Raw genomic sequence first — 22,831 nt, 5'->3', positions numbered from 1 at the left:
GAAGGACATGGCCGAGGTGAGGCGGCGGGACTTCCTTCGGATCGGCGCGATCGCCGGGACATCCGTCGTGTTCCCGGTCCCGATCGCCGGTACGGCCCCGGCACGGCCGGTGGCGGGCGGATCCCTGGACCCCGCGCGTGTCCGGAAGTACGTGACCCCGCTCATGATCCCCGCGGCCATGCCACCGGCACGGATCAGTGCCGGAATCGACCACTACGAGATCGCCGTACGCCAGTTCCGGCAGCAGGTCCTGCCGCGGGGCCTGCCGTCGACGACGGTGTGGGGGTACGGAGCGGTGGGCGCTCCGGCGTCGTTCGCCTACCCCGCGTTCACGATCGAGGCGCGCCATGGGAGGACGGTCGAAGTCGACTGGATCAACGGTCTCGTCGACCGCGACGGCCGGTTCCTTCCGCATCTCCTGTCCATCGACCAGACCCTCCACTGGGCCGATCCGCCCGGTGGAACAGCCGGTCGCGACTCGTACGGGCGGGGCCGGGGCACCTACCGGGGCCCGGTGCCGATCGTCACCCATGTGCACGGCAACCACACCTTCGACCACAGCGACGGCTACCCGGAGGCGTGGTACCTGCCGGACGCCCGCGACATCCCCGCCGGGTTCGCCCGTGAGGGATCCTGGTACGACCGTTTCCGGGCGGGGTCGCCGCTGGGCGACCGCTGGGGGCCCGGCCGCGCGGTCTTCGAGTACCCCAATGACCAACCGGCCGGCACGCAGTGGTACCACGACCACACTCTTGGGCTCACCAGGGCCAACGTCTACGCGGGGCCGGTCGGCTTCTATCTGCTCCGCGGCGGTCCGAACGATGTGCCGCCGGGTGTCCTGCCCGGCCCGGCGCCTCGGACGGGCGACCCGCCGGGCCGCCGGTATTACGAGATCCCGCTGGCGGTCCAGGACCGCTCGTTCAACGCCGACGGTTCCCTGTTCTACCCCGCGAGCCGGGCGTTCTTCGACGGCTTCCGGGGCCCCTACGCACCGAACAGCGACGTCCCGCCCATCTGGAACCCGGAGTTCCTCGGGAACATGATCGTCGTCAACGGGACCACCTGGCCCGTGCTGGCGGTGGAGCCGCGCCGCTACCGCTTCCGCCTCCTGAACGGCAGCAACACGCGCGTCTTCATCTTCAAGCTGGTGTCGGACCCCATGGCGCGGCGTCCCGTCACGGCGGCGCTGCCGATCTGGATGATCGGCACAGAGAGCGGGTTCATGGCCGCTCCGGCCCGGCTCGACCGACTCCTGCTGTCACCGGCCGAGCGTGCGGACGTGATCGTCGACTTCACCGGACTGCCGGTGGGCGCGGAGGTCTATCTCATCAACGAGGGCCCCGACGCCGTGTTCAACGGGAAGCAGGACGCCTTCGCCGACCCCGCCACCACCGGCCAGGTCATGAAGTTCCAGGTCGGGCGGCTCACCTCGGACGACACAAGCACTCCGCCGAGCCGCCTGTCGCTGCCCGCACCCGACGGCCCCGGCGCCGAGACCCACCGCCGTCAGGTCTCCTTCGCCGAGCGGTCATCGACCCGGGTGCCGGGTATCGGTCCGGTGGCGGTGCTGCTCGGCACCATGCGCGAGGGGGCGGCGAATCCGCTGAGGTGGCACGACCCCGTCACCGAGAATCCGAGGGTGGGCGCCGTCGAGGTCTGGGAGATGTACAACACCACCCCGGACGCGCACCCGATTCACCTTCACGAGGTGCGGTTCGAGGTCGTCGACCGGCAGCGCATCGGTGGTGGTGGACGCCGGCCGCCCGACCCATGGGAGCAAGGCCTCAAGGACACCGTCATCGCCTATCCCCAGGAGATCACCCGGGTGAAGGCGAGGTTCGACCGCGCCGGCCGTTTCGTCTGGCACTGCCACATGCTCGAACACGAGGACAACGAGATGATGCGCCCGTACGACATCGGCTCGAGCGGGGCACCGGTCCGCAGCCATCATCACCCCGGCTGACGCGACCCCTTCAACCCGTCGCGAGATCGCACACCATGCCGAGACGTCGACTCGTGGCGTGTCGGGCTTCCCAGGCGATCCTTGACCCCGACACGCCACGAGTCAACGAAAGGAGCAGGGGCGTCGGCGTCCTGCCGCGCCGCTTAGGCGCCGGTGAGATGGCGCGCCCACGGGGGCGCCGGGTCGCCGCTCTGGCGCATGAGGTGGAGCCGTTCGCGATAGAGCCCCACGTCGGGCGCCATCGCCGAGAACCATTCGCTGACGGCGTCCCACCCCCGGATGACCGCCTCGTCCTCCGAGATCAGCCAGACGGGCGGGTCGTCCGTGCTCAGGTCCGGTCCGTCGATCACGTGGAAGGTGCGTTCCCCGTACGCGACGAGGACGTACATCGCCGACGCGTCGGCGAACGGATCCCCCAGGCGGGCGAGCGTGGCGAGCGCGCGGGACTTGGCCGCCCGGCCGTCCAGGGCCGTGCCGAAGGGGCTGCCGGCCAGCCAGAGTGCCGATCGGGCTCCGATCAGGTGGTAGACCTGATGTAGTGCGCCGGGCAGGTTCGTGACGCTCTGGGCTGCGGCCAGTCCGGCGATCTGCTCGCCGGACGCGCCCGAGACCGCGTCCTGTCGCAGGCCGTCGGACAGGACCCGGCGAAATGTCGCGTGGATCCGCTCCATCGCTTCGGGAGTAGATTCCACGGGTTGATCATAGATTGACGGGCAGCGGGATCGCCGGTGATGACGCAGAGATTCCGGCAGCGGGGAGGCCCGCTTGTTGAGTCGTGGCGTGTCGGGGCATCATGCCGCGTGAAGACCCCGACACGCCACGACTCAACAGAAGCTCGGCGCCGTGTCGTACGCGCTCGCCCCGGCGCGTGAACCACCCGGCCGGATCGGCCCGTACGTTCGTCTGCGCCGGGCCGCGCGACGCCGGGCACGCCCGTCGCACCGCCCCGCGTGCGGGCCGGCCCGGCGGACACGGTAGACAAAGGTCATGGGAGAGAGCCCCCGCAAGGCGCCGGCCACGCAGGCGGACGACCGGATCGGCACGCATCCGCCGCGGACCCGGCTCTGGCGCGATGGCCGTCTCGAGGCCGAGGGCTTCCCCGTGGCCGAGATCAGTGAGCACCTCGCCGAGCCCGACACTGTGGTCTGGCTCGATCTGTGCGGTCCCCGGGACGACGAACTGCGGGTCGTCAGCGATGAACTGGGCCTGGACGCCTTCGCGATCGAAGACGCGGTCAGCCGGCACGAGCGCGCCAAGCTGGACCGCTATCCGGGGCACCTGTTCCTGAACGCCTACGACGCACGGCTCGACAGCGACAGCGGACGGCTGGAGACGACCGAGGTGTCGGCGTTCATCACCGAGCGTGCGGTGGTGACCGTACGACAGGAGCCGACCTTCGACGTCGACGAGCTGATCCGCCGCTGGGACGCCGACGGGCGCTTCGCGCGGTACGGCGTCGCGTTCCTCTTGCACGGGCTGCTCGACATGCTCGTGGACCGGCATTTCGATGCCGTGCAGGACATGGACGGCCGGCTGGACGACCTCGAGGGACTGCTGTTCGACGAACACACCACCGACCGGGCGATGCAGCGCTACAGCTTCGAACTCCGCAAGAGCCTCGTGCTGCTGCGGCGTGTCGTGCTACCGATGCGCGAGATCGTCAACACCCTGATGCGGCGGGACCTGGAGATCGTCCCCGAGGCCATGACGCCCTTCTACCAGGACGTCTACGACCACGTGCTGCGGGCGACCGAGTGGACCGAGAGCCTGCGCGACCTCGTGACGACCATCCAGGAGACCCGCATCGCACTCCAGGGCAACCGGCTCAACGAGGTGATGAAGCAGGTCACGAGCTGGGCGGCCATCATCGCGGTGCCCACCGCGGTCACCGGCTTCTACGGCATGAACGTGCCTTACCCGGGCTTCGGCGAGGGGTGGGGCGTCGTCACCGCGCTGGCCGTGCTCGTCATCACCGGTGCCGGCCTCTACGTGATCTTCAAACGCCGCGACTGGCTCTGAGCGCGAACAATGCGCCGTCGGCCGGGGCGGCGAACACCATGCCGTCGGCGACGGCGGGCAACGCCGTCGAACGTCCGAGCGCGTAACGCCATCGACCTCCCCGTGGCCACCTCCACCGGGCCTTCGGGAGATGCCCCATGGCGGACCGGCCGGGTCTCACCCCCGATCGAGGGCGAATATCAGTGCGGCAGTACAGACGATGAGCATGCCGGTGGCGTTGAGGAAGAGGTTGCGGCCGAAGTCACGGGCGCGGATGTGCATCGTAATGGCGATCAGGAAGTAGGCCACCAGTGCGGCGGTGGTCAGGACTGCGAGCGGCGGTGCCCAGATGCCGACGACGAGGGCCGCCGCCGCGGCGGTCTTCAGCACCGGCAGCAGCCGCCAGTAGCGTCGGGGGAACCCGACGTTCTGCAGGCAGGTGCGGATGAACCCGGCAGGTTTCAGGCACATCGCGGCGTCGCCGAGCTGGATGACGGCCAGGCCGGCGAGCGGCCACCAGGGCTGGATCACGACGGGTTCCTCGTCTCGTTGCAGTGGGTGCGGCTGTCAATGACGTGGACGGAAGCGCGCTGTGTTTTGTGACATCACCGCTGCGTCGGGAAGAGGTCAGTGGCCGGGGACGACCAGGTGGGCGCGGTCCCTGACGGGTGGTGGTCAGGTAGTGGTCCTCGGCCAGGCGCCAGCGCGCCTCCCAGTGAAGGGATCGCCCGGCCCAGGCCTGGGCCTTGCACGAGGCCATCGCGGACATCTTCGCCGGCAACATCGACGACGACTGGAGCGTGGGCGAGGACACACCGCCAAGGACCCCGTGCGCGATATGTCGAATCCAGAACCCCACCGTGTTCTGCGCGGCGTTCACCGCGACGCCGGTGGATCGATCACTTGCGGGCGGCGGGTGAGCGATGCCGGTACATCGGCGGTCCGCGGGTCGTTCAGCTCCTCAGAGGCGGTCGAGGATGTGGTCGCGGGCCTCGGCGTAGCGTTCGCGCAGGCCCGCCGTCGGCTCGGCCTCGTACCGCGCGGTTCCGGTGGCGCTCCGCCTCGGTGGCTCGTCCCCGCCGATCAGCGCCCACGCCGCCTGCAGCGCCGCGCCCTCGGCCACGTACTCCCCCAGCGGTGGTACGAGTACAGGGCGCCCGAACACCGTCGGCGCGATCCGCCGTACGGCCTCAGACCGGGCCGCGCCGCCCACCAGGACGACCCGCTCGACCTCGACTCCGTGCTCGACGATCGCGTCGAGGCCGTCGGCGAGCCCGCACAGCATGCCCTCGACGGCGGCCCTGGCGAGATGCTGCGGGGTCGAGTTGGTCAGGCGCAGCCCGTGCACCGACCCGGTCGCGTCCGGCCTGTTCGGGGTGCGCTCGCCCTCCAGATAGGGCACCAGCGTCAGGCCCTCCGCACCGCCGGGCCCGGCCAGCGCGAGCTCCGAGAGCCGTTCGTGGTCCACGCCGAGCATGCGGGCGGCGGCGTCGAGCACCCGCGCCGCGTTCAGCGTGCACACGAGCGGCAGGTAACGGCCGGTGGCGTCGGCGAAGCCCGCGATGATTCCGGTCGGATCGGCGCACGGCCGGTCGGTCACCGCGAACACCGTGCCGGACGTGCCGAGCGAGACCACGACGTCGCCGCGCCGGGCGCCCAGGCCCAGCGCCGCCGCCATGTTGTCACCGGTGCCGGCCGACACGATCGTGCCCTGGCCGGTGCGGCCGGCCGAGGCCGACGGGGGCAGCACCCGCGGCAGCTCGGGTTCGTGGCCCAGAGCGCGCCGCAGCAGGTCGGTCCGGTAGCCGCCCTCGGCCGGGGACCAGTAGCCGGTGCCCGACGCGTCCCCGCGGTCGGTCACCAGCTCGCCGGTCAGCCGCCAGGTCAGGTAGTCGTGCGGCAGGCACACCCTGGTGGTACGGGCGGCCGCGGCCGGCTCGTGCTCGGCCAGCCAGCGCAGCTTGGTCACCGTGAACGACGCCACCGGGACGCTGCCCACGGCCTCGGCCCACGCCTTCGGACCGCCGAGCTCGTCGATCAGATCCTGCGCGGCCCCGGCGGAGCGGGTGTCGTTCCACAGCAGCGCCGGGCGCACGACCTGGTCGTCCTCATCGAGACACACCATGCCGTGCTGCTGCCCGGCGATCCCCATCGCGACGACGTCGCGCAGCCCGCCGGCCGCCTCGGTCGCGTCGGTCAGCGCGTCCCACCAGGCGGCGGGGTCGGCCTCCGTGCCATCGGGATGCGGCGCCTGGCCACGCCGGAGCACCACCCCCGACTCCGCGTCACAGACCACGACCTTGCACGACTGGGTCGAGGAGTCGACCCCGGCGACGAGCGGCATGTCGGCGTGCTTCCCTTCCGTCCTGCGTCCTGTGTCAGCGGGCTCCGAGCAGGTGTTCCATGGCGAGCTGGTCGAGGTGGGTGAAGTGGAAACCGCGCGCGGCGGCGGCGTCGAGGTCGAAGTCGTCACCGGCCAGCGACTCGTACGTCTCACCGGGCGCGAGCGTCGGCACGGCGAGCTCGTCGACGCGCGAGGCCCGCAGTGCCTCCTGCACCTCGGGGTCGGCGCGGAACGCGAGTGCCCGCTCCTTGAAGATCAGGTAGTTGCGCATGTTGGCCGCCGCGGAGACCCACACGTCCTCGGCGTCGTCGGTGCGCAGGGGCTTGTAGTCGAAGTGCCGCGGCCCCTCGTAACCGCCGTGCTCCAGCAGGTCGACCAGGAAGAACGCGCTCTTCACGTCGCCGGTGCCGAACACCAGGTCCTGGTCGTACTTCGGGCCGTGCTGGCCGTTGAGGTCGAGGTGGAAGAGCTTGCCGTGCCAGAGCGCCTGGGCGACGCCGTGCACGTAGTTCATCCCGGCCATCTGCTCGTGGCCGACCTCGGGGTTGAGCCCGACCATCTCCTCATGCTCCAGCGAGGAGATGAACGCCAGCGCGTGGCCGATCGTGGGCAGCAGGATGTCACCGCGCGGCTCGTTCGGCTTGGGCTCGAGCGCGAAGCGGATGTCGTAGCCCTTGTCGATCACGTACTGGCAGAGGAGGTCCATGCCCTCCTTGAACCGGTCGAGCGCGGCCCGGACGTCCTTGCCTGCGTCGACCTCGGCGCCCTCGCGGCCGCCCCAGAAGACGTACGTCTTGGCACCGAGCTCCGCGGCGAGGTCGAGGTTGCGGATGACCTTGCGGATCGCGTAGCGCCGGACGTCCCGGTCGTTGGACGTGAAGCCGCCGTCCTTGAACACCGGGTGGGTGAACAGGTTGGTGGTCGCCATCGGGACCACCAGGCCGGTCGCGTCGAGGGCCTTGCGGAAGGAGGCGATCGCCTTGTCGCGGTCCGGCTCGACCGCGAGCAGGTCGTCGTCATGGAAGGTGACGCCGTACGCCCCCAGCTCGGCGAGCCGGTGCACGGCCTCCGCCGGGTCGAGCGGGGCCCGCGTGGCGTCGCCGAAGGGGTCACGGGCCTGCCAGCCGACCGTCCACAGTCCGAAGGTGAAGCGGTCGGCCGGGGTGGGGTCGTAGGCCATGGGTCCTCCACAGATCAACAGAGATCATTCGTCAACTGTATGGACTAATAAAGTCCCACGGGCCCGATGTCGTCAAGATGCCGGGGCGCATTGATTAGTCTTGAGCCATGCTCAATAGCGGTGCGGATGACCGGGCACGGCGACACGCCACGTTCAACGGCGGCCCTGTCCGGCACGGCACCATGCGCGAGCACAACCTCGCCGTCGTGCTCGGCGAGGTCGTACGGCATCAATCCGTCACCCGGGCCAGGCTGGCCGACCTCACCGGACTCACCAAGACGACCGTGTCCAACCTCGTCGCCGTGCTGGCCGAGGGCGGCCTCGTACAGGACGGCGGCACCGTGCGCGAGGGCGAGCGCGGCCGGCCGGGCGTCGCCGTCTCGGTCAACGGCGACGGTGTCGCCGGGCTCGGCCTGGAGATCAACGTCGACTACCTGGCGGCCTGCGTCATCGATCTCGGCCGGCGGGTGCGCCACCGGCATCTGATCGCGACCGACAACCGGGGGCGGGCGCCCGAGAAGGTCATCGAGGCGCTCGCGCGGCAGGCCGCCCAGGCCATCGACTCGGCCGCAGACCAAGGGCTCACCGTCGCGGGGGCGGTCGTGGCCCTGCCCGGCGTCCTCGACCGCCGCACCGGCTGGCTGCGCACGGCACCCAACCTGGGCTGGAGCGACGTCCCGGCCGGAACGCTGCTGACGGACGGGCTGCCGACGCTGCGGCTGCCCCCGGACGCCGACAACGAGGCCAACCTGGGCGCCCTCGGCGAGCTCTGGTTCGGTGTGGGACGCGAACTCGGCGACTTCGTGCACGTGTCCGGCGAGGTCGGCATCGGCGCGGGCATCGTGGTCTCGGGCCAGATCTTCCGCGGCGCCCACGGCTTCGCCGGTGAGCTCGGCCATCTCGTCGTCGAGCCCGGCGGCCCGCCCTGCAGCTGCGGCGGGCGGGGCTGCCTGGAGCAGTTCGCCGGCCAGGAGGCCGTACTGCGGGCCGCCGGGGTGACCGACGCGCGCACGTCCTTCACGACGACCGTGGCCGCCGACCCCGACGGTCCCATGGCGGTGCTGCTGGAGTCGCTGCGGTCGGGCGACGAGCGGGCTGTGGCGGCGGTCGATCGGGCCGGGCACGCGCTCGGCTCGGCGCTGTCGGCGGCGGTGAACCTGCTCGACCCCGACTCGGTCGTGCTCGGCGGGATCTTCTCTCCGCTGGCCCCCTGGGCGCGGCCCGCCGTGCAGGAGGCGCTCACCGCGGCGACCACCGGGATCCGCGGCCGTACGCCGTCGGTCGTGGTCTCACGGCTGGCCGGTGAGGCCGCGGTGCGCGGAGCCGCCGGACTCGTCATCGAACGCGTGCTCGCCGACCCGGGCGGCCTGCTGAGCGTCCGCGCGGCACGACGTGACCACCCCAGGCAGTGATCGACCGCAGGCCGTGGTGAGGCCTGCTTGCCGGCGGGCCAGACGCACGGCGATCAGCCGCTGACGTAGACGAGGGCCGTACGTCCCGGGCCGACCAGCAGGACGCAGGAGTCCCCTTCACCGCACAGAACTCCTTCAAGCGGGAACTTCTTGGCGTAGGCGAGCAGGGTTCCGGATGTGCCGGTGACCTCGGTGGCGATCATCCCGTAGAGGTCCCGGGCCAGCCAGGAGACGAGTTCGTCGCCGGGAATCTCGGGTGTCGTGTCGTCGAATTCCCAGAGAATGGTCGTGGCGCGGGCCGCTGCGACGATGTTTCGTTCCGACTCGGTCAGCGCGGCCTCCAGGGAGGCTGCATCCAGCGCCCAGAGCACGTCGTCATCCTCGTCGTCCCCCTCCTCCGCGATCAGCCAGTGCCCGTCTCCTTTCCAGCCCGCCCGGAAGACGGCGTCGGGATCAGCGACGTCGAGGTCAACGTCGTGGGTTCCGAAGCTCACCTCGAAGGTCACCTCGTCGGTGTTGTTGATTCTCAGGAATTCGCCCAAAAGGGTAATGACGCAGGCGATTCGATACTCGGCCCCAACGGGGACATCAGGGGCGATCGGGGCGGGGGCCAGGGACAGCCGCCATGTGCTCCTCCAACTGCGGAACAGTAGGTGCAGCTCATCGTCGATTACGGAGCCGCCCGATTCGGCTGCGACCTCGATCCGCAGCAGGTCTGTGGCGTCTGCGGCAAGGTAGCCGACCGCGTATCCGGCCAGCGCCCGGCCTCGTCGGTCTAGTCCGCCACCGGATTCCAATGCTCCGATGAGGAACTCGTACGCCTTTTCCGCACCCTCGATAGGCAGCCCCCAGGACGCGTGCAGGGGGCTGTCGGATGTCTCGTCTGGGTCATCGATATCGAACCGCTCAACAGCCACCGGATGGCGCTGCCCGCCGGAGTCGGCGAATGTTCCCGGGAACGCCCCGTACTCCGCCACCTCAGTCAGGGAAGGCGTGGAGGTCCACTCCTCCTGGGGAGCCTCGCCTCCGACGAGCGCGAGCCGCCATCCCGGCAGCCACAACCTGAACAAGTGCTTTACGGCTTCGAATGTGCCGACCTGGCGAAGCTCTGTAGCCATCAACGTTCATCTCCAGGTCCAGGTTTATCTAGAGGTACTCGGGAACTGGTCGCCGATTAAACCGTAGGCGCCAACATTCGAGACCGGCAAGGGCAAGGTCGACGGATACGTCAGCGGCCAGGCTCAGGGCGGCGACGTCTACAAGCGGACCGAGACCGGGGAATACGGGGACGGCTCCACCAAGTACACGTCGAAGACCGAGACGCCGGGCGGCACCTCCACCACCAGCCATGACGAGACACCGCCCTGGGACAGGTAAGAACGCGTCATGTTCAACGAGCCGCTGCTCCGCACCGAACAGGTTACGCGCAATTGAACTTCCAGATCACCGGCGGACAGGGAGTCGTGCTCGCACACGCCGTCCAGACGGCGGGCCAAAAGAAGAGCGCCTTCTCACGCTGGCTCGGGTCCCCCCCTTCCGACACGACCAGCCGCGTCGTCCTGCAGGTTAACCGTCCGGACGGTATCCCCCTGTGCTTCGTCGACCGTCCCGATTACCAGACACCACCAGGAATGGGAGGTCACCATCGTCATCGCGGCCCCCGACGGCACCCCTCTCGGACGGCTGGCAGACTCCAAAGAAGGCCTCTCAGGACGCATCGGTATGGGCCCGCTGCAACTCCTCGACCCGAATAACCAACTCCTCTGCCACCTCGTCGTCACCGAAACCGGCCGAACCTATGCATCCTCGGACGGCGGACACGCCTCCGACGGACGGCTCGGCTGGTCCCTCAACGACCCGACCGGCACGACCATCGCAACGCTCAGGTGGGTCGGCCGTTTCCGCGGCGGCGGCACCTACACCCTCCAATTCCACTACCAGCTCCCAGAGCCGCTAGGCACACTTGTGGAGATGACTCCCATCGCAATAACACTCCGCCAATCCACCTGATCACACCCCGACGGCCCAAGGCTGGGCGCATTCTCGCTATGCGAGACCGAGGACGGTCAGCGGGCATGCAGGGCGCCGCGGCGCTCGTCGTCTGGCGCGTCATCGCCGACCCGGCCCGGCTGCTGCTGCTGCCCTGAGCGGCCGATGAGGGTCGGTACGGTCGCGTCTACCGAACGACCTGTGGAGGCCGGTCCGTGCGTCAGACGGCCCGCAGGGCGTCGGTGGGCGGGAGGCGCGAGGCGCGGGCAGCGGGGTAGACGCCCGCCAGCGCCCCGATGACCACGGCGGCCGCGAGGCCGAGGACGACACCGAGGGCGGGGACGACGGGTTGCCAATGCCGGCCCAGCGCGGTCGCGTAGGTGACGACCGCCCCGAACGCGATTCCGCCGACTCCCCCGGCGGTGGCGAGCAGCAGTGACTCGAGCAGGAACTGCGCGGCGACGTGGCGCCGGGTGGCACCGAGGGCCCGGCGCAGACCGATCTCAGTGCGGCGTTCGAGCACCGAGATCACCATGACGTTGGCGATGCCGATGCCGCCCACCAGGAGGGCGACCGCGCCGAGCCCGAGCAGCAGGGAGGTGGTCGAGTCCGCGACGAGGAGCCGGGATGAGAGGGCGTCGGAGGGCCGGCTGACGTCCACGGTGTGGGGATCCTCAGGGTTGACGGCCCGGGCGAGAAGGCCCGCGGTCTCGGCGACGCGGTCGGGGTCGGCCCGGATGTAGAGCCGGCTCGGATGATCGTCGTAATCGAAGTAGTCAGCGGCGATCGGCATGCCGATGAGGGCGGCACGGTCGATCTCGGGGGCGAGCTCAAGGGGCCGCAGGATTCCGGTCACGGTGAACCAGTGCCCGCCGATCCAGACGCGGGTGGCCGGGTCGAGATGGGCGATGCCCAGTTGCTGGGCGGCGTCGTGGCCGAGGACGACGGCGGGGTAGCGGCTGGTGGCGGCGGTGAGGAAGGTCCCCGACGTCAGGTGGCCGTCCAGCGTGCCGAGCAGGGTGGGCTCCGTGGCTCGTACGTCCAGGCCGCCGCTGCTGTAGGCGGGGATCCGGTCGGTACGGAAGACGCCGACGCCGTCGAGCTGAGCAGTGGCGGTGACGCGTTCGACGCCGTCGGTGTGCGCGGTGGTGAGCCGGGCGGTCCGCGGAAGCGGGACCTCGTCACCGCCCGCGGACTGGCCGGTGGCGACGGTGAGCAGGTCGGTGCCGAGCCGGTCGATCCGGCTGATCAGCTCGGACTGGCTGGAGCGGGTGATGCCGAGGACGGCGACGATCGCGGCGATGCCGATGGCGATGCCCAGGGTGGACAGGGCGGTGCGGAGGCGACGGCTCCGCAGGCCCATGGTGGCCAGCGGCAGCAGGTCGGCCGGGCGGACCCGTGACCGGGGCGCGGTCCGGGGCGCGGTCATCGGACACTCGCGTGGGTGTCGGCGCCGACCCGGCCGTCGAGGATCTGGACCTGCCGGGGGCAGGCAGCCGCGACCTGCGGGTCGTGCGTGATGATGAGCAAGGTGACTCCGTCGGCGTTCAGTTCGGTGAGCAGATCGAGCAGACGGCCGCCGGCGACGCTGTCGAGGTTGCCGGTGGGTTCGTCGGCGAGCACGAGGGCCGGTCTGCCGACGAGGGCCCGGGCGATGGCGACCCGCTGGCGTTCTCCCCCGGACAGCGTGCGGGTGTGCTGGTGGGCGCGGTTGGCCAGGCCGACCCGGTCGAGGGCGGTCAGCGCGGCCTCCCTGCGATGCCGGGCCGGGACGCCCCGGTAGAGCAGTCCGGTGGCGACGTTGTCCACCGCGCTGAGGTGGTCCAGGAGGAAGAACTGCTGGAAGACGACGCCGAGGGCGTGCGCGCGCAGCCCCGACAGTCCGCTGTCGGAGAGCGTCTCGATGGGCCGGCCGGTCAGCCGTACGGAACCCAGCGTGGGACGGTCGAGTCCCGCCGCCAGGTTGAGCAGCGTGGTCTTGCCGGATCCGGACGGGCCGACGACGGCGACCATCTCCCCGGCGCGCACCGTCAGGTCCACGCCGCGCAGCGACTCCACCGGCGGCGTGCCGGGGTAGGTCTTGGTCACGCCGTCGAAGGACAGGACGACATCGCTCACGACATCGCTCATGACGTCGGTCACGACACCGGCACCTCCACCCGGGCGCCCTCGCGGACGCCGGCGCCGGTCACCTCGACGGTCCCCGTGTCCTGGTCGTAGAGTCCGGGCCGCACCGGGAGGAGCCTGCGGGAGGTTCCCTCGAGGAGGGCGACCTGGTAGCCGCCGCCGGGCCGGGCCAGCAGCGCGGTGATGGGGATGGTGAGCACGCCCTGCCGCCGCGAGCCGGCGACGGCGACCTGGACCGGGGCGAGATCGAGACCGGCGAACGCCTTGCCCGGCCTGATCAGCACGATCGTCACGGGGACGGTGGCCGGGCCCTGCGCGTTCGGGCCGTCCCCGCCCCCGCCCCCGGCCTGGGTGGGCGCGGTGGCGACCGTTCCCACGCTGCGGACACGTCCCTGGACACCGCGGGGCACACCGGTGAGGGTCACCTCCACCCGGTCGCCCACGTGCACCTGAGACCGCTGGTCGGTGCTCAACGTCACCCGTACGACCTGGTTCGTGGAGGTGGCCGCCAGCATCCTGGCGCCAGGTCCGGCCGATGATCCGGAGGTGGTCTCGGCACTCTTGACCCGGATCCTGCCGGGGAGGAACACCACCTCGCCGAGGGCGAGCCGGCCGGTGCGGGCCGCGAGGGGCAGCCCGCGGGCCTTCTGCCAGCGGCGGATCGCCGCCGCCGTCGCCGCCGAGAAGTGCCGGTCCACCGTCATCGCACGGCCGGGATCCATGCCCAGGGCGGCCAGGTTGCGTTCCAGGTCTCTGACGTCGCCGCCGTCGGTCATGCCCGCCGCGAAGTCCCGGTAGGCGGGCCGCGATCCGTACATGAGCACCGCCGGGGTGGCGCCCACCGTGAACAGCCGGGAGCCGCGCGCGAGCACGGAGCCCGTACGGGCCACGGAGGTGACCACCCCCGGAGGGAGCTGGTTCGCGATCGAGTACGTACCGTCGAATTCGAGCACGCCGGGAAGCTGGACGCGGGCGACGATGTCACCGCGGCTCACCACCGCGGAGGTCACGGCCACCCGCGGCGCGTTCTCGTCCGCGGCAGGACGCGGCCGGGTGACCTGCCACGCGCCCACTCCACCGGCGGCGAGGACCACGGCGATGGCCGCCGGGACGACACCGGCCCTCATGAGAAATACCCAAAGGGCTCGGTGCCGGCGCGGTGTTGCTCGCACGCCTCCCCCGCGGCCCGGGCGGTGGGGTTCGCCTTGGGGTCGCCCACCGTGGTCTGGCTGACGGGGAACGAGCCGTCGGATTTGGGATCGGGCCAGGCCGGGACGCCGTGCTGGCGCATGCACTGCGCGAAACGCCGGAGCTTCTGCATGATCTCGGCGCTGGGCTTGCCCGTCGGCCTATTCCTGGGCCCGACGTTGCGGGGTCTCAGCGCCTGCATCTCGGTCAGGATCGCCTTGCACTCGGGGACCCGCTCCAGAGCCGCGATCTTGCTCTTGATGGCCGCTCCTTCGGCGTCACTGCTGTGCGCATACGTGACCTCGCCGTTGTCGACCACCGCATCGGGAAACGTGGGGTAGCCGTGCTCTCGTGCGCATTTGACGAACCGCTTGGTGACCGCCAGGTTTTTCTGGACATCGTTTAGGGAGGGCGAAGCCGACGGCTGCGCAGGGCCGCCCGGCGAACAGGCGGCGAGGCAGGGCGTGAGTGCGGCGGCCAGGGCCGCGACCGCGAGTCTGCGATTCATGCTCCAGAGGCTGCCGCCCGCCACAGTGGTGCCGCGTCTGCCGCCCGGCGGACTCCGATGTATATCTCACGACAGATACCCTGCGATCTTCGGACGCATAGCCTGCCCCCATGCGGGTGTACTGGAGGTCGCCGGCCGGCGCGCGAACGCTGCTGCTCGACTGCGGGCTGGTCGCCGTGGTGCTCGGGGCGAACCTGCTGATGGGCTCCGGTGTGCTGCTGGGCACGCCCGAGGGGCCGATGCTCTACAAGGACTTCCGCTCGGTGCAGGAGTGGCAGGAGCAGGTCCTCTGGTGGTGGCTGGCCACGGTGCCGACGGTGGCGGCGGTCTTCCTCCGCCACCGCTGGCCGGTGACGGCCCTGGCACTCGCCGCGGCGGGCACGGCAGGGCACGTGATGAGCCCCCTCATCCCGCACCTGCCCCTCGACCTGGTGACGCTGGTCACCCTGTTCACGCTGGCCGGCACCGCCCGGAGCAGGCGCGTCTCGGTGGCGGCGCTCATCGCCATCGAGGCCGGCCTGTACGGGATCAACCTGGCCGTCACGTCGGGCGAGTTCGCCCTGTTGCGTAAAGCCGGCAAGTTCACCTTCAACGCCCCGCCTATGACAGAGTCCAATGGCGACCCGATCGCGCAGGCGGCCTGGCTCGGCGTCGTACCCGCCCTGCTGCTCGCCATCGCGTGGGCGGCCGGTGACAACGCGCGGACCCGCAGGGCGCACCTCGCGACGCTCGAGGCCCGGGCCGCGGACCTCGAACGTGAGCAGGAGCAGCGCACCGCCCTCGCGGTGGCCACCGAACGCGGCCGGATCACCCGCGAACTCCACGACGTCGTCGCGCACGGGCTGTCGGTGATGGTCGTCCAAGCCCAGGGAGCGCAGGCCGCGCTGCGCCGCCATCCCGAGCGCAGCGAGGTCGCCCTCACCAACGTCATCACCACGGGGCGGGCCTCGCTGGCCGAGATGCGCCGGCTCCTCGGCCTGGTGCGCTCCGAGCCCGGGCCGGCCCTCACACCCCAGCCGAGCCTGGCGGCACTTCCCGAGCTCATCGAACGGGTCCGATCCAGCGGTACTCCGGTCGCCTTTCACCTCACCGGCGAACCGGCCACGCTCCCCACTGGGGTCGAGTTGTCGGCCTACCGGATCATCCAGGAGGCCCTCACCAACACGCTCAAGCATGCCGACCCCGGCAGCAGCTGCGGCGTGGAGCTCGACTTCGCCACCGATCGGCTGCGGATCCGAGTGCATGACACCGGGACTACCTGCGCTCCGCCGGTGTTCGGCAACGGCCTGCGCGGCATCACCGAACGCGTGACCGCCCTCGGCGGCACCCTGCACGCCGGCCCCGCCGACCACGGCGGCTTCGAGGTGAGCACGACCCTGCCCCTGGAGATCCCGGCATGATCCGCGTCGTGATCGCCGACGACCAGGCCCTGGTCCGCACCGGCTTCCGCATGATCCTCGATGAGACCGGCGACATCGTCGTCGCCGGGGAGGCCGCCGACGGCCTGGGTGCGCTCAAGGTCACGGCCCGGACCGAGCCCGACGTGGTGCTCATGGACGTCCGGATGCCCGGCATCGACGGCATCGAGGCGACCCGCCGCCTCCGGGCCGCGGCGCCCGCGGATCGCCCACCGCACGTGATCATCCTGACCACGTTCGACCTCGACGAGTACATCTACGCCGGACTGCACGCCGGAGCGGCCGGATTCCTGCTGAAGGACACCCTCGCCGTCGACCTGGTCACCGCCGTCCGTACGGTCGCGGCCGGTCAGAACGTCGCGGCGCCCACGGTCACCCGCCGCCTGATCAAGCACTTCGTCGACACTGCGCCGCGCATCGTGGACACGACGGGGCTGGCCGTCCTGACCGTACGGGAGCGGGACGTGCTGGCGCTCATCGCCGAGGGCATGTCCAACCAGGAGATCGCCGAGCGGCTCTACGTCACCGAGGGCACCGTCAAGACCCACGTCAGCCGCATCCTGGCCAAGCTCGGGCTGCGGGACCGAATCCACGCCGTCATCTACGCCCACCAGAACGGGATCGCCTGAGTCGGCGGCCGCACCGGAACGTGGAGGGCGGGGTCTCGCACGTCCGCCGGTCGTCACCGATGAGCGGTCACCCGGGTGGGCAGGGATGCGAAGCCGCGGTCATTGGAGGAGTACACGCGCCGCACTCGTTCGGCGTCGATCTCGTAGTCGGCGATGGCATCGACGATCCCCTGGAGCGCTATGCGCGCCTCGAGGCGGCCGAGGTTCGCGCCGAGGCAGTGGTGACGCCCGCTGCCGAGAGCGACCGAGGGTCCCGTGTCCCGGTCGAGGTCGAAACGATCGGGCTCGGGGAAGACGCGCGGATCCCGGTTCGCCGAGCCGGTGAGCAGGAGGATGCGTGCCTCAGCCGGGATCGTCACACCGTGCAACTCGATCTCCTCAGTGGTGGTGCGCGCGATCGCCTGGGTCGGCGGGTCGAACCGCAGGCTCTCCTCCACCCAGTCCTCGACGCGCCCCGCGAACGCCTTGGCCCGCTGCTCGGGATGCTGCCAAGCGGCGTGCCAAGCGTTGCCGAGCAGCAGCATCGTGGTCTCGATACCCGCGCCCACGAGGAGGATCAACACTCCGACGATCTCCTCCGGAGTGAGCCTGTCGTCTCCGTCGGCCGCGTCCAGCAGTCCGGACAACAGATCATCTCGCCGCTCGCCGGCGCGTTCGATGGTCAGTTCGGTGTAGTACCCGACCAGCTCGCCGATGGCCGCGAAGGCCTCCGGGGGCAGATCGGTGGATCCGTCCTCCCGGTACATGATGGCCATCCCCAGGTCGCGCAGCTTGTCGCGGTCGGCCTCGGGGACGCCGACGAGTTCGGAGATCACATCCGTGGGGAACCGGGCGGCGAAGTCGGTCATCAGGTCGAACGTTCCGGCTTCCACGAGTGGCTGAAGGTGGGAATGAGCGATCTGGCGGAGTCGCGGCTGCAGTTCCTGTACGCGACGCTGGGTGAAGGCCCGCGACACCAGCCCCCGCATCCGCGTGTGCTTGGGCGGGTCCATGGCGACGAACGAGAAGAACTTCTCCGCATCCGGCCCCCAGAAAGCGGGTTCGATCCGTAGTCCGTTGATGCTGGAGAACCGGCTCGAATCACGCAGGGCCGCCACCACGTCGGCATGCCTGGACAACACCCACAGGTCGTCCGTCTCGTTCCGGTACACCGGCGCCTCTTCCCGCAGGCGCGTGTACACCGGGTAAGGGTCGTCCTGAATATCGAGGTCGAACGGGCTGTAGGACAGGTTCATGGCCCGCCTTTCCGGATCGTGGTTGCCGGCTCGTCACCGCCGCGTGTGGACGATCATGTCCTGACTTAAGCGGATATGCCACCGGTTCTCAGTCCAGAAGGGCGTGTGTGCCCGCCACGCGTGCGCCGAAGACATGCACAATGGGGACGATCAAGCGTCCCGCCAGCCCTGAAGATCGAGGTTCGTCGTGTGCTCTGAGCAGGTACCCAGCGGAATCGACCCGGCGAAGGCACATCCCGCCCGCAGGTACAACTACTGGCTCGGCGGCAAGGACAACTTCGCGGCCGACCGGGCCTCCGCCAACGTGGTCGCATCGGGCTTCCCGACCGTCCGTCTCGCGGCGGTGGAGAACCGCCGGTTCCTCAGGCGGGTGGTGACCTATCTGGTCGAGGAGGCGGGGATCGACCAGTTCATCGACATCGGCACCGGGTTGCCCTCGGCGGGCAACGTCCACGAGATCGCCCAGGCCGTCGTGCCGGAGTCACGTATCGTCTACGTCGACAACGATCCGATCGTCTTGGTGCACGCCCGTGCGCTGCTCACGAGCGCCCCGCAAGGAGCCACCGCCTACCTCGAAGCCGACCTGCGCGAGCCCGACAAGATCACTTCACATCCGGACCTGTTGCGCACCCTGGACATGTCCCGGCCGATGGCGCTGATGCTGGTCGCGACCATGCACTTCATCACCGACGAGCACCAGCCCTACGAGATCATTGAGCACCTACGCGGGATACTCCCCTCGGGCAGTTACGTGGTCATGACCCACGCGACCAATGACCACCTCACGACGGAGGAACTCGTGGAGGCGGAGGCGGCGAACCAGCGGAGCGGAGTGCCCTTCCGGCTCCGGTCCCAGCAGGAGTTCGCTCGTTTCTTCACCGGGCTGCAACTTCTCTCGCCAGGGATCACATCGGTCGTCGAATGGCGCCCCGACACCCCTCCGGAACAACGACCGGCCATCAGTGATGTTTCCATGCTGTGCGGCGTCGCCCGCGTCCCCTAAAGCGGTAGGTGGAGTGGTAGCCGTCCTGTTCACGGGTGAGGGGCTTGCCGCCCCGGTGTAGATCATCCGGCGCTCGGGTGAACGAGCATGGACGAGAAGCCGCGCTGCCCAAGTGCGAGGCAGAAGGCGGCCAGGATCCGCTACTCGTCGAAACGGAACCCTAAGGTCGCCATGAAGGCGTCCACGCCCTCCCCGAACGGGCCGGGGCTTTCGGCCAGCGCCGTGGCGATCACCGTGACGTCGGCAGGCCGACGCTCCGCCTCCACCGCCCAATCGGCCTCAGCATGTGCGATCTGCTCGGTCGTCATCTCCAAGGGGAGCATGTCGTAACCCTCGACGGCGATGTCGGGGGCGAGATATCCCTCCCAACCCGCCCCCGTAGGACTCGACGCGACGATGTACCCGAGTCGCTGTCCTGTACATAGATCGTCAGCGCGGGTGCTCCGGTCTCAGTGCGCAGACGCTCGGCCAACCACTCGAGGGCATCCGGGTCTCCCCTGCTCACTTGGGCGATCTGCCAGGGCCCGTCCCTGTGACAGCCGTCTACTACTCCGCGCCACTCGAACTCGTGCGTGGGCGAGCACAGCTCCTGAACCGCCCAGGTCGGTCAACGGTTCCTCCGAACGCGCCACGATGAAGAACCCCCAAAACCCATGGCCAGAGCATGGAGCACGGCTATGACATTCTTCGTGCACGATCATCCTTCGCCCGGAGGCCACCCGTGGAAATCACGTTCTCCTAGAAGAACGAGGTGGATCACCTCGTGCCATCATCGGTCGTGGGCAGAGGTTCTCCGTCATGCTGGACACGACTGGCCGGGATCTGATGGCGTATCGACCATGCCGGCCACCGAACTTTCCGTAGCACCGCCCGCCCCGGCCAGATCAGCGCGGAGACTTTACGTGCTCGCCTTCGTCATGGCCCTGACCCTTGTCCTCATTCTCACAGCGCTCGGCGTAGTGCTCTGGACGCATACTTCCGCGGTGCCGTCGAGGTCGGCCCCACAACCCTTGACGGGCCCTGCGAAGACTGGCCCGAATGAGCCAGAGCCAGATGAGGCCTTGCCCACATCCCCGGGGCTGACGGCGGCCAGGCAGAGCATTGTGCGGATCGTGGGATCGGCGCCGCAGTGTCAGCACTCTCTGCATGGCACCGGGTTCGTGTACGCACACGAACGCGTAATGATCAATGCCCACACCGTTGCCGGAGCACGTCGCGGCATCGAGGCGATCACAAAGAACGGTGTTCGCTATCGGGCCATGGTGGTTCTGTACGACCCACGCCGCGACCTCGCCGTACTCCGCGTCCCTGGCCTGACGCTTCCCAGATTGAAGTTCAACTTCGGAGCCCGTCCCGGTGACAGCGCTGTTATAGCCGGATTCCGGAAAAACGACACCTCACTGTCCGCAGGCGCCGCTTGGATTCGAGCCGAACAACGAGCCCATGGACCAGACATCTACCACGCAGGCCAGGTCACCCGCCGGATCTATGGGATCAAGGGCAAAGTCGAGCAGGGCATGTCCGGTGCTCCGCTACTCGCGACGGACGGCACCGTCTACGGCGTGGTGTTCGCCGACCACATTGACGACCCAAACCTCGGCTATGCGCTCACAGCAGATGAGGTCGCCCCTTCCGCCAGGGATGGTCATGACCGTTCTCTAGCGGTATCGACCCGCGGGTGCTCTAAGTGACGGCCGTCTCGCGATGTGTGCGCTGAGCCGTACGGACCTGCGTTGAAGCGTCCGTCGGTGGGTCTGGCCCAGGAAGTCGCCGCACTGGCTAGGGCGATGCAGGCGATGCACGGCGCGATCATCCCAGGTCCTCACGCAGGCACCGGAGGGTAGGGCGGACCGGCACGGAATCAGTCCTCCCAGTCGCCGACGCCACCGAGTTGTTCGATCCGCTCGGGCGACAGGCCGGTCAGCATCGCGACACTTGAGGTGAGCGAGCCGTCCAGCACCTTCATGGCCTCAATCATCCCCCGGCGGATTTCTTCGCGCCGCTGCTCCAGATAGGCCTTGGCGGCATCGGTGACAAAATCCTTCTTGGTCATGCCGAGGAAGTGTGCTGCCGGCGAGATCAGCTCATCCGCCGCGGGATCGATCTTCAGCGGCGCTCGGCGTTTGGTTCCTGCGGTCACGGTCATCACCCACGTCCATTGCCATGGCACCCAAGTACCTCAGGTTTCCTCGGCGTCCAAATGCCGTACAGCTCAGGCGGATGCGCATTGCTGCGAAGATGACACAGGCCGACCTTGGCGGTCATCCCGACGTGGTGGTGTCGGGCAAGCTCATCGGAGCGGTGGAGAACTGCTACCGGCCGCCGACTCTCCGGCTCTCCAAAGGCATGGACAAGGCATTCGACCTGGTCCAGTTCTTCGAGGGCATCTACGCCGGCATCAAACGTGAGTCAGGGATCCCTCCGACTTCTGGGAGTACACAGAGCAGGAGACCCTCGCCTCCTCCATCAAGATCTACGAGAACTTCCTGGTCACCGGATTGCTCCAGACCGAGGAGTACGCACGCGAGATCGTGCGAGCCGGGCTGCGGGCGGACAAACTCGCCGAGATCGTCGCGGCGCGAATGGACCGGCAGGAGATCCTGCGGCGCGACGACCCGCCGTGGCTGGTCGTGCTGTTGGACCACTCGGTGATCCACCGGACTGTCGGCGGCCCGGCCATCATGCGGCCACAGCTGGAGCGGCTCCTGGAGGCGATCCACGAGCCCAACATCACCGTCAGGATCGTCCCGGACGGGGTCCCGATCTATCCGACCGCACCGTTCACCGTCCTGGGCTTCCACAACGAACCGGACGTCGGATACGCGGTCGGCGAGAACGGCCTCGGCCGGGTGATCGAGCCGGGCAGCCAGGTGAGCGAGCTCGGAGTACTCTTCGATCGAATCGGGTCCGTCGCGTTGCCCGCCGCTGACTCGGAGAAACTGATCCGCACGGTCTTGGAGGACATGCCATGACGTTCGATGTCTCGTCCGCCCAATGGCGCAAGAGCAGCCGCAGCGGCTCGTCCGGCGACCAGTGCGTAGAGGTCGCAGACCTCTACGCCGCCATCGGGGTACGAGACAGCAAGGACCCAGGCGGCCCCGAACTCACCTTCACTCCCGGCGAATGGAAGACCTTCACCGCGTACGCCAAAGCCGGCCGACACGACCTGACCTGAAGCAAACCTCACCCCGTGTGATCTGGTTAAAGACAGGACCGTTTCACGTCGCCGATGCGCCGCGCCAGCGGCCCCGGACGGCTTGCAACTGTTTCAACGTGCACAGCCGCCTGTCGGTACCTCCACGACGAAGTGTCGTGCGGCCCGGCGATCAGGACTTGCCAGCGAGCAGCACAGTGCGGTGGCCGCCCAGGCGATGGGTGAACTCGGCGACGAACTCGGGCCGCAGCGGTGGCCAGTTCCAGAACGTGAAACCCAGATGCCCGAGTGCGAAGTAGTCGTCGGCCCACTTCCATGAGGTCGGTTCGACCGGCTGCGCGCAGGCTGGGCAGGCAATGATGGCATCACGTCCCTCGGCCCAGCCGTTCAGGACTTCGTCGAAGGGCTCCCATGCCTCGTCGACCAGTTCGACTTCCGCCGCGCAGTGCGGGCAGGTGACGACCGGGGCCCGCCCTGCCACGCGTGGAATATGGTCCGGCCGGTAATGATGTCCAGGCCGTTGGCGGAGACGTTCTGCCAGGGCAAGCTGCAGCCCGAGTTGTCCACCACCTCATCGACGCGCGGACCGGGCGGGTATCCGAGGTCGCTACCAAGGACGCAGTCGGTGCGCTCGGCTGACACGACCCCCGAAGAGATCAGCCAGTCCCGCACGTCCGCCGCCA

At 69.4% G+C, this 22,831-nt stretch carries 23 protein-coding genes and 1 pseudogene; 10 read left to right on the top strand and 14 right to left on the bottom strand.

Annotated elements, in window-relative coordinates; genetic code table 11:
- Positions 1-7 precede the first annotated feature (7 nt).
- The gene (locus tag HKK74_RS30055; RefSeq protein WP_187246754.1) at positions 8-1,963 is read left to right on the top strand and encodes a multicopper oxidase family protein; all 1,956 of its coding nucleotides are present in this window, start codon (positions 8-10) and stop codon (positions 1,961-1,963) included.
- Between the two features lie 143 nt (positions 1,964-2,106).
- On the opposite strand, the gene HKK74_RS30050 is transcribed toward HKK74_RS30055, so the two are convergent.
- On the bottom strand, positions 2,107-2,655 hold the full coding sequence (locus HKK74_RS30050) for a hypothetical protein (RefSeq protein ID WP_187246753.1): 549 nt from the start codon (positions 2,653-2,655) through the stop codon (positions 2,107-2,109).
- Between the two features lie 295 nt (positions 2,656-2,950).
- Here HKK74_RS30050 and HKK74_RS30045 point away from each other — a divergent pair, with 295 nt between their 5' ends.
- Positions 2,951-3,982: a magnesium transporter CorA family protein gene (locus tag HKK74_RS30045; protein ID WP_187246752.1), complete on the top strand. Its 1,032-nt coding sequence runs from the start codon at positions 2,951-2,953 to the stop codon at positions 3,980-3,982.
- Positions 3,983-4,138: 156 nt separating this feature from the next.
- On the opposite strand, the gene HKK74_RS30040 is transcribed toward HKK74_RS30045, so the two are convergent.
- Complete coding sequence (locus HKK74_RS30040) at positions 4,139-4,492, bottom strand: DoxX family protein (protein ID WP_187246751.1); 354 nt, start codon at positions 4,490-4,492, stop codon at positions 4,139-4,141.
- A gap of 215 nt (positions 4,493-4,707) precedes the next feature.
- Between HKK74_RS30040 and HKK74_RS30035 the strand changes: the two genes are divergently transcribed.
- The gene (locus HKK74_RS30035; protein ID WP_187246750.1) at positions 4,708-4,881 is read left to right on the top strand and encodes a hypothetical protein; all 174 of its coding nucleotides are present in this window, start codon (positions 4,708-4,710) and stop codon (positions 4,879-4,881) included.
- Positions 4,882-4,922: 41 nt separating this feature from the next.
- Here the strand turns inward: HKK74_RS30035 and xylB are convergent, their stop codons facing one another.
- Positions 4,923-6,305 carry a xylulokinase gene (xylB, locus tag HKK74_RS30030; RefSeq protein WP_187246749.1) on the bottom strand — a complete coding sequence of 461 codons (1,383 nt, stop codon included), beginning with the start codon at positions 6,303-6,305 and terminating at the stop codon, positions 4,923-4,925.
- Between the two features lie 34 nt (positions 6,306-6,339).
- Positions 6,340-7,485, bottom strand: coding sequence for a xylose isomerase (xylA, locus tag HKK74_RS30025; protein WP_187246748.1), 1,146 nt, complete (start codon positions 7,483-7,485; stop codon positions 6,340-6,342).
- 107 nt (positions 7,486-7,592) lie between these two features.
- Between xylA and HKK74_RS30020 the strand changes: the two genes are divergently transcribed.
- The gene (locus HKK74_RS30020) at positions 7,593-8,897 is read left to right on the top strand and encodes an ROK family transcriptional regulator (protein ID WP_187246747.1); all 1,305 of its coding nucleotides are present in this window, start codon (positions 7,593-7,595) and stop codon (positions 8,895-8,897) included.
- 53 nt (positions 8,898-8,950) lie between these two features.
- On the opposite strand, the gene HKK74_RS30015 is transcribed toward HKK74_RS30020, so the two are convergent.
- The 6 genes from HKK74_RS30015 to HKK74_RS29995 all read right to left on the bottom strand — a co-directional run bounded on the left by HKK74_RS30015 (position 8,951) and on the right by HKK74_RS29995 (position 14,709).
- On the bottom strand, positions 8,951-10,015 hold the full coding sequence (locus HKK74_RS30015) for a hypothetical protein (protein WP_222722910.1): 1,065 nt from the start codon (positions 10,013-10,015) through the stop codon (positions 8,951-8,953).
- A 138-nt stretch (positions 10,016-10,153) separates the two neighbouring features.
- Positions 10,154-10,285, bottom strand: a complete 132-nt coding sequence (locus HKK74_RS41085) for a hypothetical protein (protein ID WP_281398089.1) — start codon at positions 10,283-10,285, stop codon at positions 10,154-10,156.
- Positions 10,286-11,106: 821 nt separating this feature from the next.
- Positions 11,107-12,315: an ABC transporter permease gene (locus tag HKK74_RS30010; protein ID WP_187246745.1), complete on the bottom strand. Its 1,209-nt coding sequence runs from the start codon at positions 12,313-12,315 to the stop codon at positions 11,107-11,109.
- On the bottom strand, positions 12,312-13,028 hold the full coding sequence (locus HKK74_RS30005; RefSeq protein ID WP_312881921.1) for an ABC transporter ATP-binding protein: 717 nt from the start codon (positions 13,026-13,028) through the stop codon (positions 12,312-12,314). Before HKK74_RS30005 ends, HKK74_RS30010 begins: the two co-directional genes overlap by 4 nt.
- Positions 13,025-14,140, bottom strand: coding sequence for a peptidoglycan-binding protein (locus HKK74_RS30000; RefSeq protein WP_187246744.1), 1,116 nt, complete (start codon positions 14,138-14,140; stop codon positions 13,025-13,027). The genes HKK74_RS30005 and HKK74_RS30000 overlap by 4 nt, the downstream gene beginning before the upstream one ends.
- The gene (locus HKK74_RS29995) at positions 14,137-14,709 is read right to left on the bottom strand and encodes a hypothetical protein (RefSeq protein WP_187246743.1); all 573 of its coding nucleotides are present in this window, start codon (positions 14,707-14,709) and stop codon (positions 14,137-14,139) included. Before HKK74_RS29995 ends, HKK74_RS30000 begins: the two co-directional genes overlap by 4 nt.
- 110 nt (positions 14,710-14,819) lie before the next feature.
- On the opposite strand from HKK74_RS29995, the gene HKK74_RS29990 reads away from it, so the two are divergent.
- A complete protein-coding gene (locus HKK74_RS29990; protein WP_187246742.1) occupies positions 14,820-16,109 on the top strand; it encodes a sensor histidine kinase in 1,290 nt (429 codons plus the stop codon).
- Positions 16,106-16,756: a response regulator gene (locus HKK74_RS29985; protein WP_187246741.1), complete on the top strand. Its 651-nt coding sequence runs from the start codon at positions 16,106-16,108 to the stop codon at positions 16,754-16,756. The genes HKK74_RS29990 and HKK74_RS29985 overlap by 4 nt, the downstream gene beginning before the upstream one ends.
- A gap of 53 nt (positions 16,757-16,809) precedes the next feature.
- Here HKK74_RS29985 and HKK74_RS29980 read toward each other — a convergent pair whose 3' ends face one another.
- Entirely contained in the window at positions 16,810-17,991 is a 1,182-nt protein-coding gene (locus HKK74_RS29980; RefSeq protein WP_187246740.1) for a cytochrome P450, read from the bottom strand.
- A gap of 187 nt (positions 17,992-18,178) precedes the next feature.
- On the opposite strand from HKK74_RS29980, the gene HKK74_RS29975 reads away from it, so the two are divergent.
- On the top strand, positions 18,179-18,994 hold the full coding sequence (locus HKK74_RS29975) for an SAM-dependent methyltransferase (protein ID WP_187246739.1): 816 nt from the start codon (positions 18,179-18,181) through the stop codon (positions 18,992-18,994).
- A gap of 140 nt (positions 18,995-19,134) precedes the next feature.
- On the opposite strand, the gene HKK74_RS29970 is transcribed toward HKK74_RS29975, so the two are convergent.
- Positions 19,135-19,302: a hypothetical protein gene (locus HKK74_RS29970; RefSeq protein ID WP_222722909.1), complete on the bottom strand. Its 168-nt coding sequence runs from the start codon at positions 19,300-19,302 to the stop codon at positions 19,135-19,137.
- A gap of 594 nt (positions 19,303-19,896) precedes the next feature.
- On the opposite strand from HKK74_RS29970, the gene HKK74_RS40405 reads away from it, so the two are divergent.
- On the top strand, positions 19,897-20,685 hold the full coding sequence (locus HKK74_RS40405) for a trypsin-like peptidase domain-containing protein (protein WP_222722908.1): 789 nt from the start codon (positions 19,897-19,899) through the stop codon (positions 20,683-20,685).
- A gap of 170 nt (positions 20,686-20,855) precedes the next feature.
- Here HKK74_RS40405 and HKK74_RS29960 read toward each other — a convergent pair whose 3' ends face one another.
- Positions 20,856-21,140 (bottom strand): hypothetical protein, encoded by a 285-nt coding sequence (locus tag HKK74_RS29960; protein ID WP_187246736.1) that lies wholly within the window; start codon positions 21,138-21,140, stop codon positions 20,856-20,858.
- 301 nt (positions 21,141-21,441) lie between these two features.
- Between HKK74_RS29960 and HKK74_RS29955 the strand changes: the two are divergent.
- Together HKK74_RS29955 and HKK74_RS29950 are read left to right on the top strand one after the other, a co-directional pair.
- Positions 21,442-21,966 (top strand): annotated as a pseudogene (locus HKK74_RS29955) (DUF5753 domain-containing protein); the annotation flags it as partial.
- The gene (locus tag HKK74_RS29950; protein ID WP_187246734.1) at positions 21,963-22,169 is read left to right on the top strand and encodes a DUF397 domain-containing protein; all 207 of its coding nucleotides are present in this window, start codon (positions 21,963-21,965) and stop codon (positions 22,167-22,169) included. The pseudogene HKK74_RS29955 and the gene HKK74_RS29950, both read left to right, overlap by 4 nt.
- Before the next feature lie 151 nt (positions 22,170-22,320).
- Here the strand turns inward: HKK74_RS29950 and HKK74_RS39335 are convergent, their stop codons facing one another.
- Positions 22,321-22,629: a hypothetical protein gene (locus HKK74_RS39335; protein ID WP_222722907.1), complete on the bottom strand. Its 309-nt coding sequence runs from the start codon at positions 22,627-22,629 to the stop codon at positions 22,321-22,323.
- Positions 22,630-22,831: the final 202 nt, after the last annotated feature.

This window comes from Actinomadura alba, from assembly GCF_014323705.1.
Lineage (GTDB): Bacteria > Actinomycetota > Actinomycetes > Streptosporangiales > Streptosporangiaceae > Actinomadura_C > Actinomadura_C alba.
This window is presented reverse-complemented; position numbering and strand designations above follow the sequence as displayed.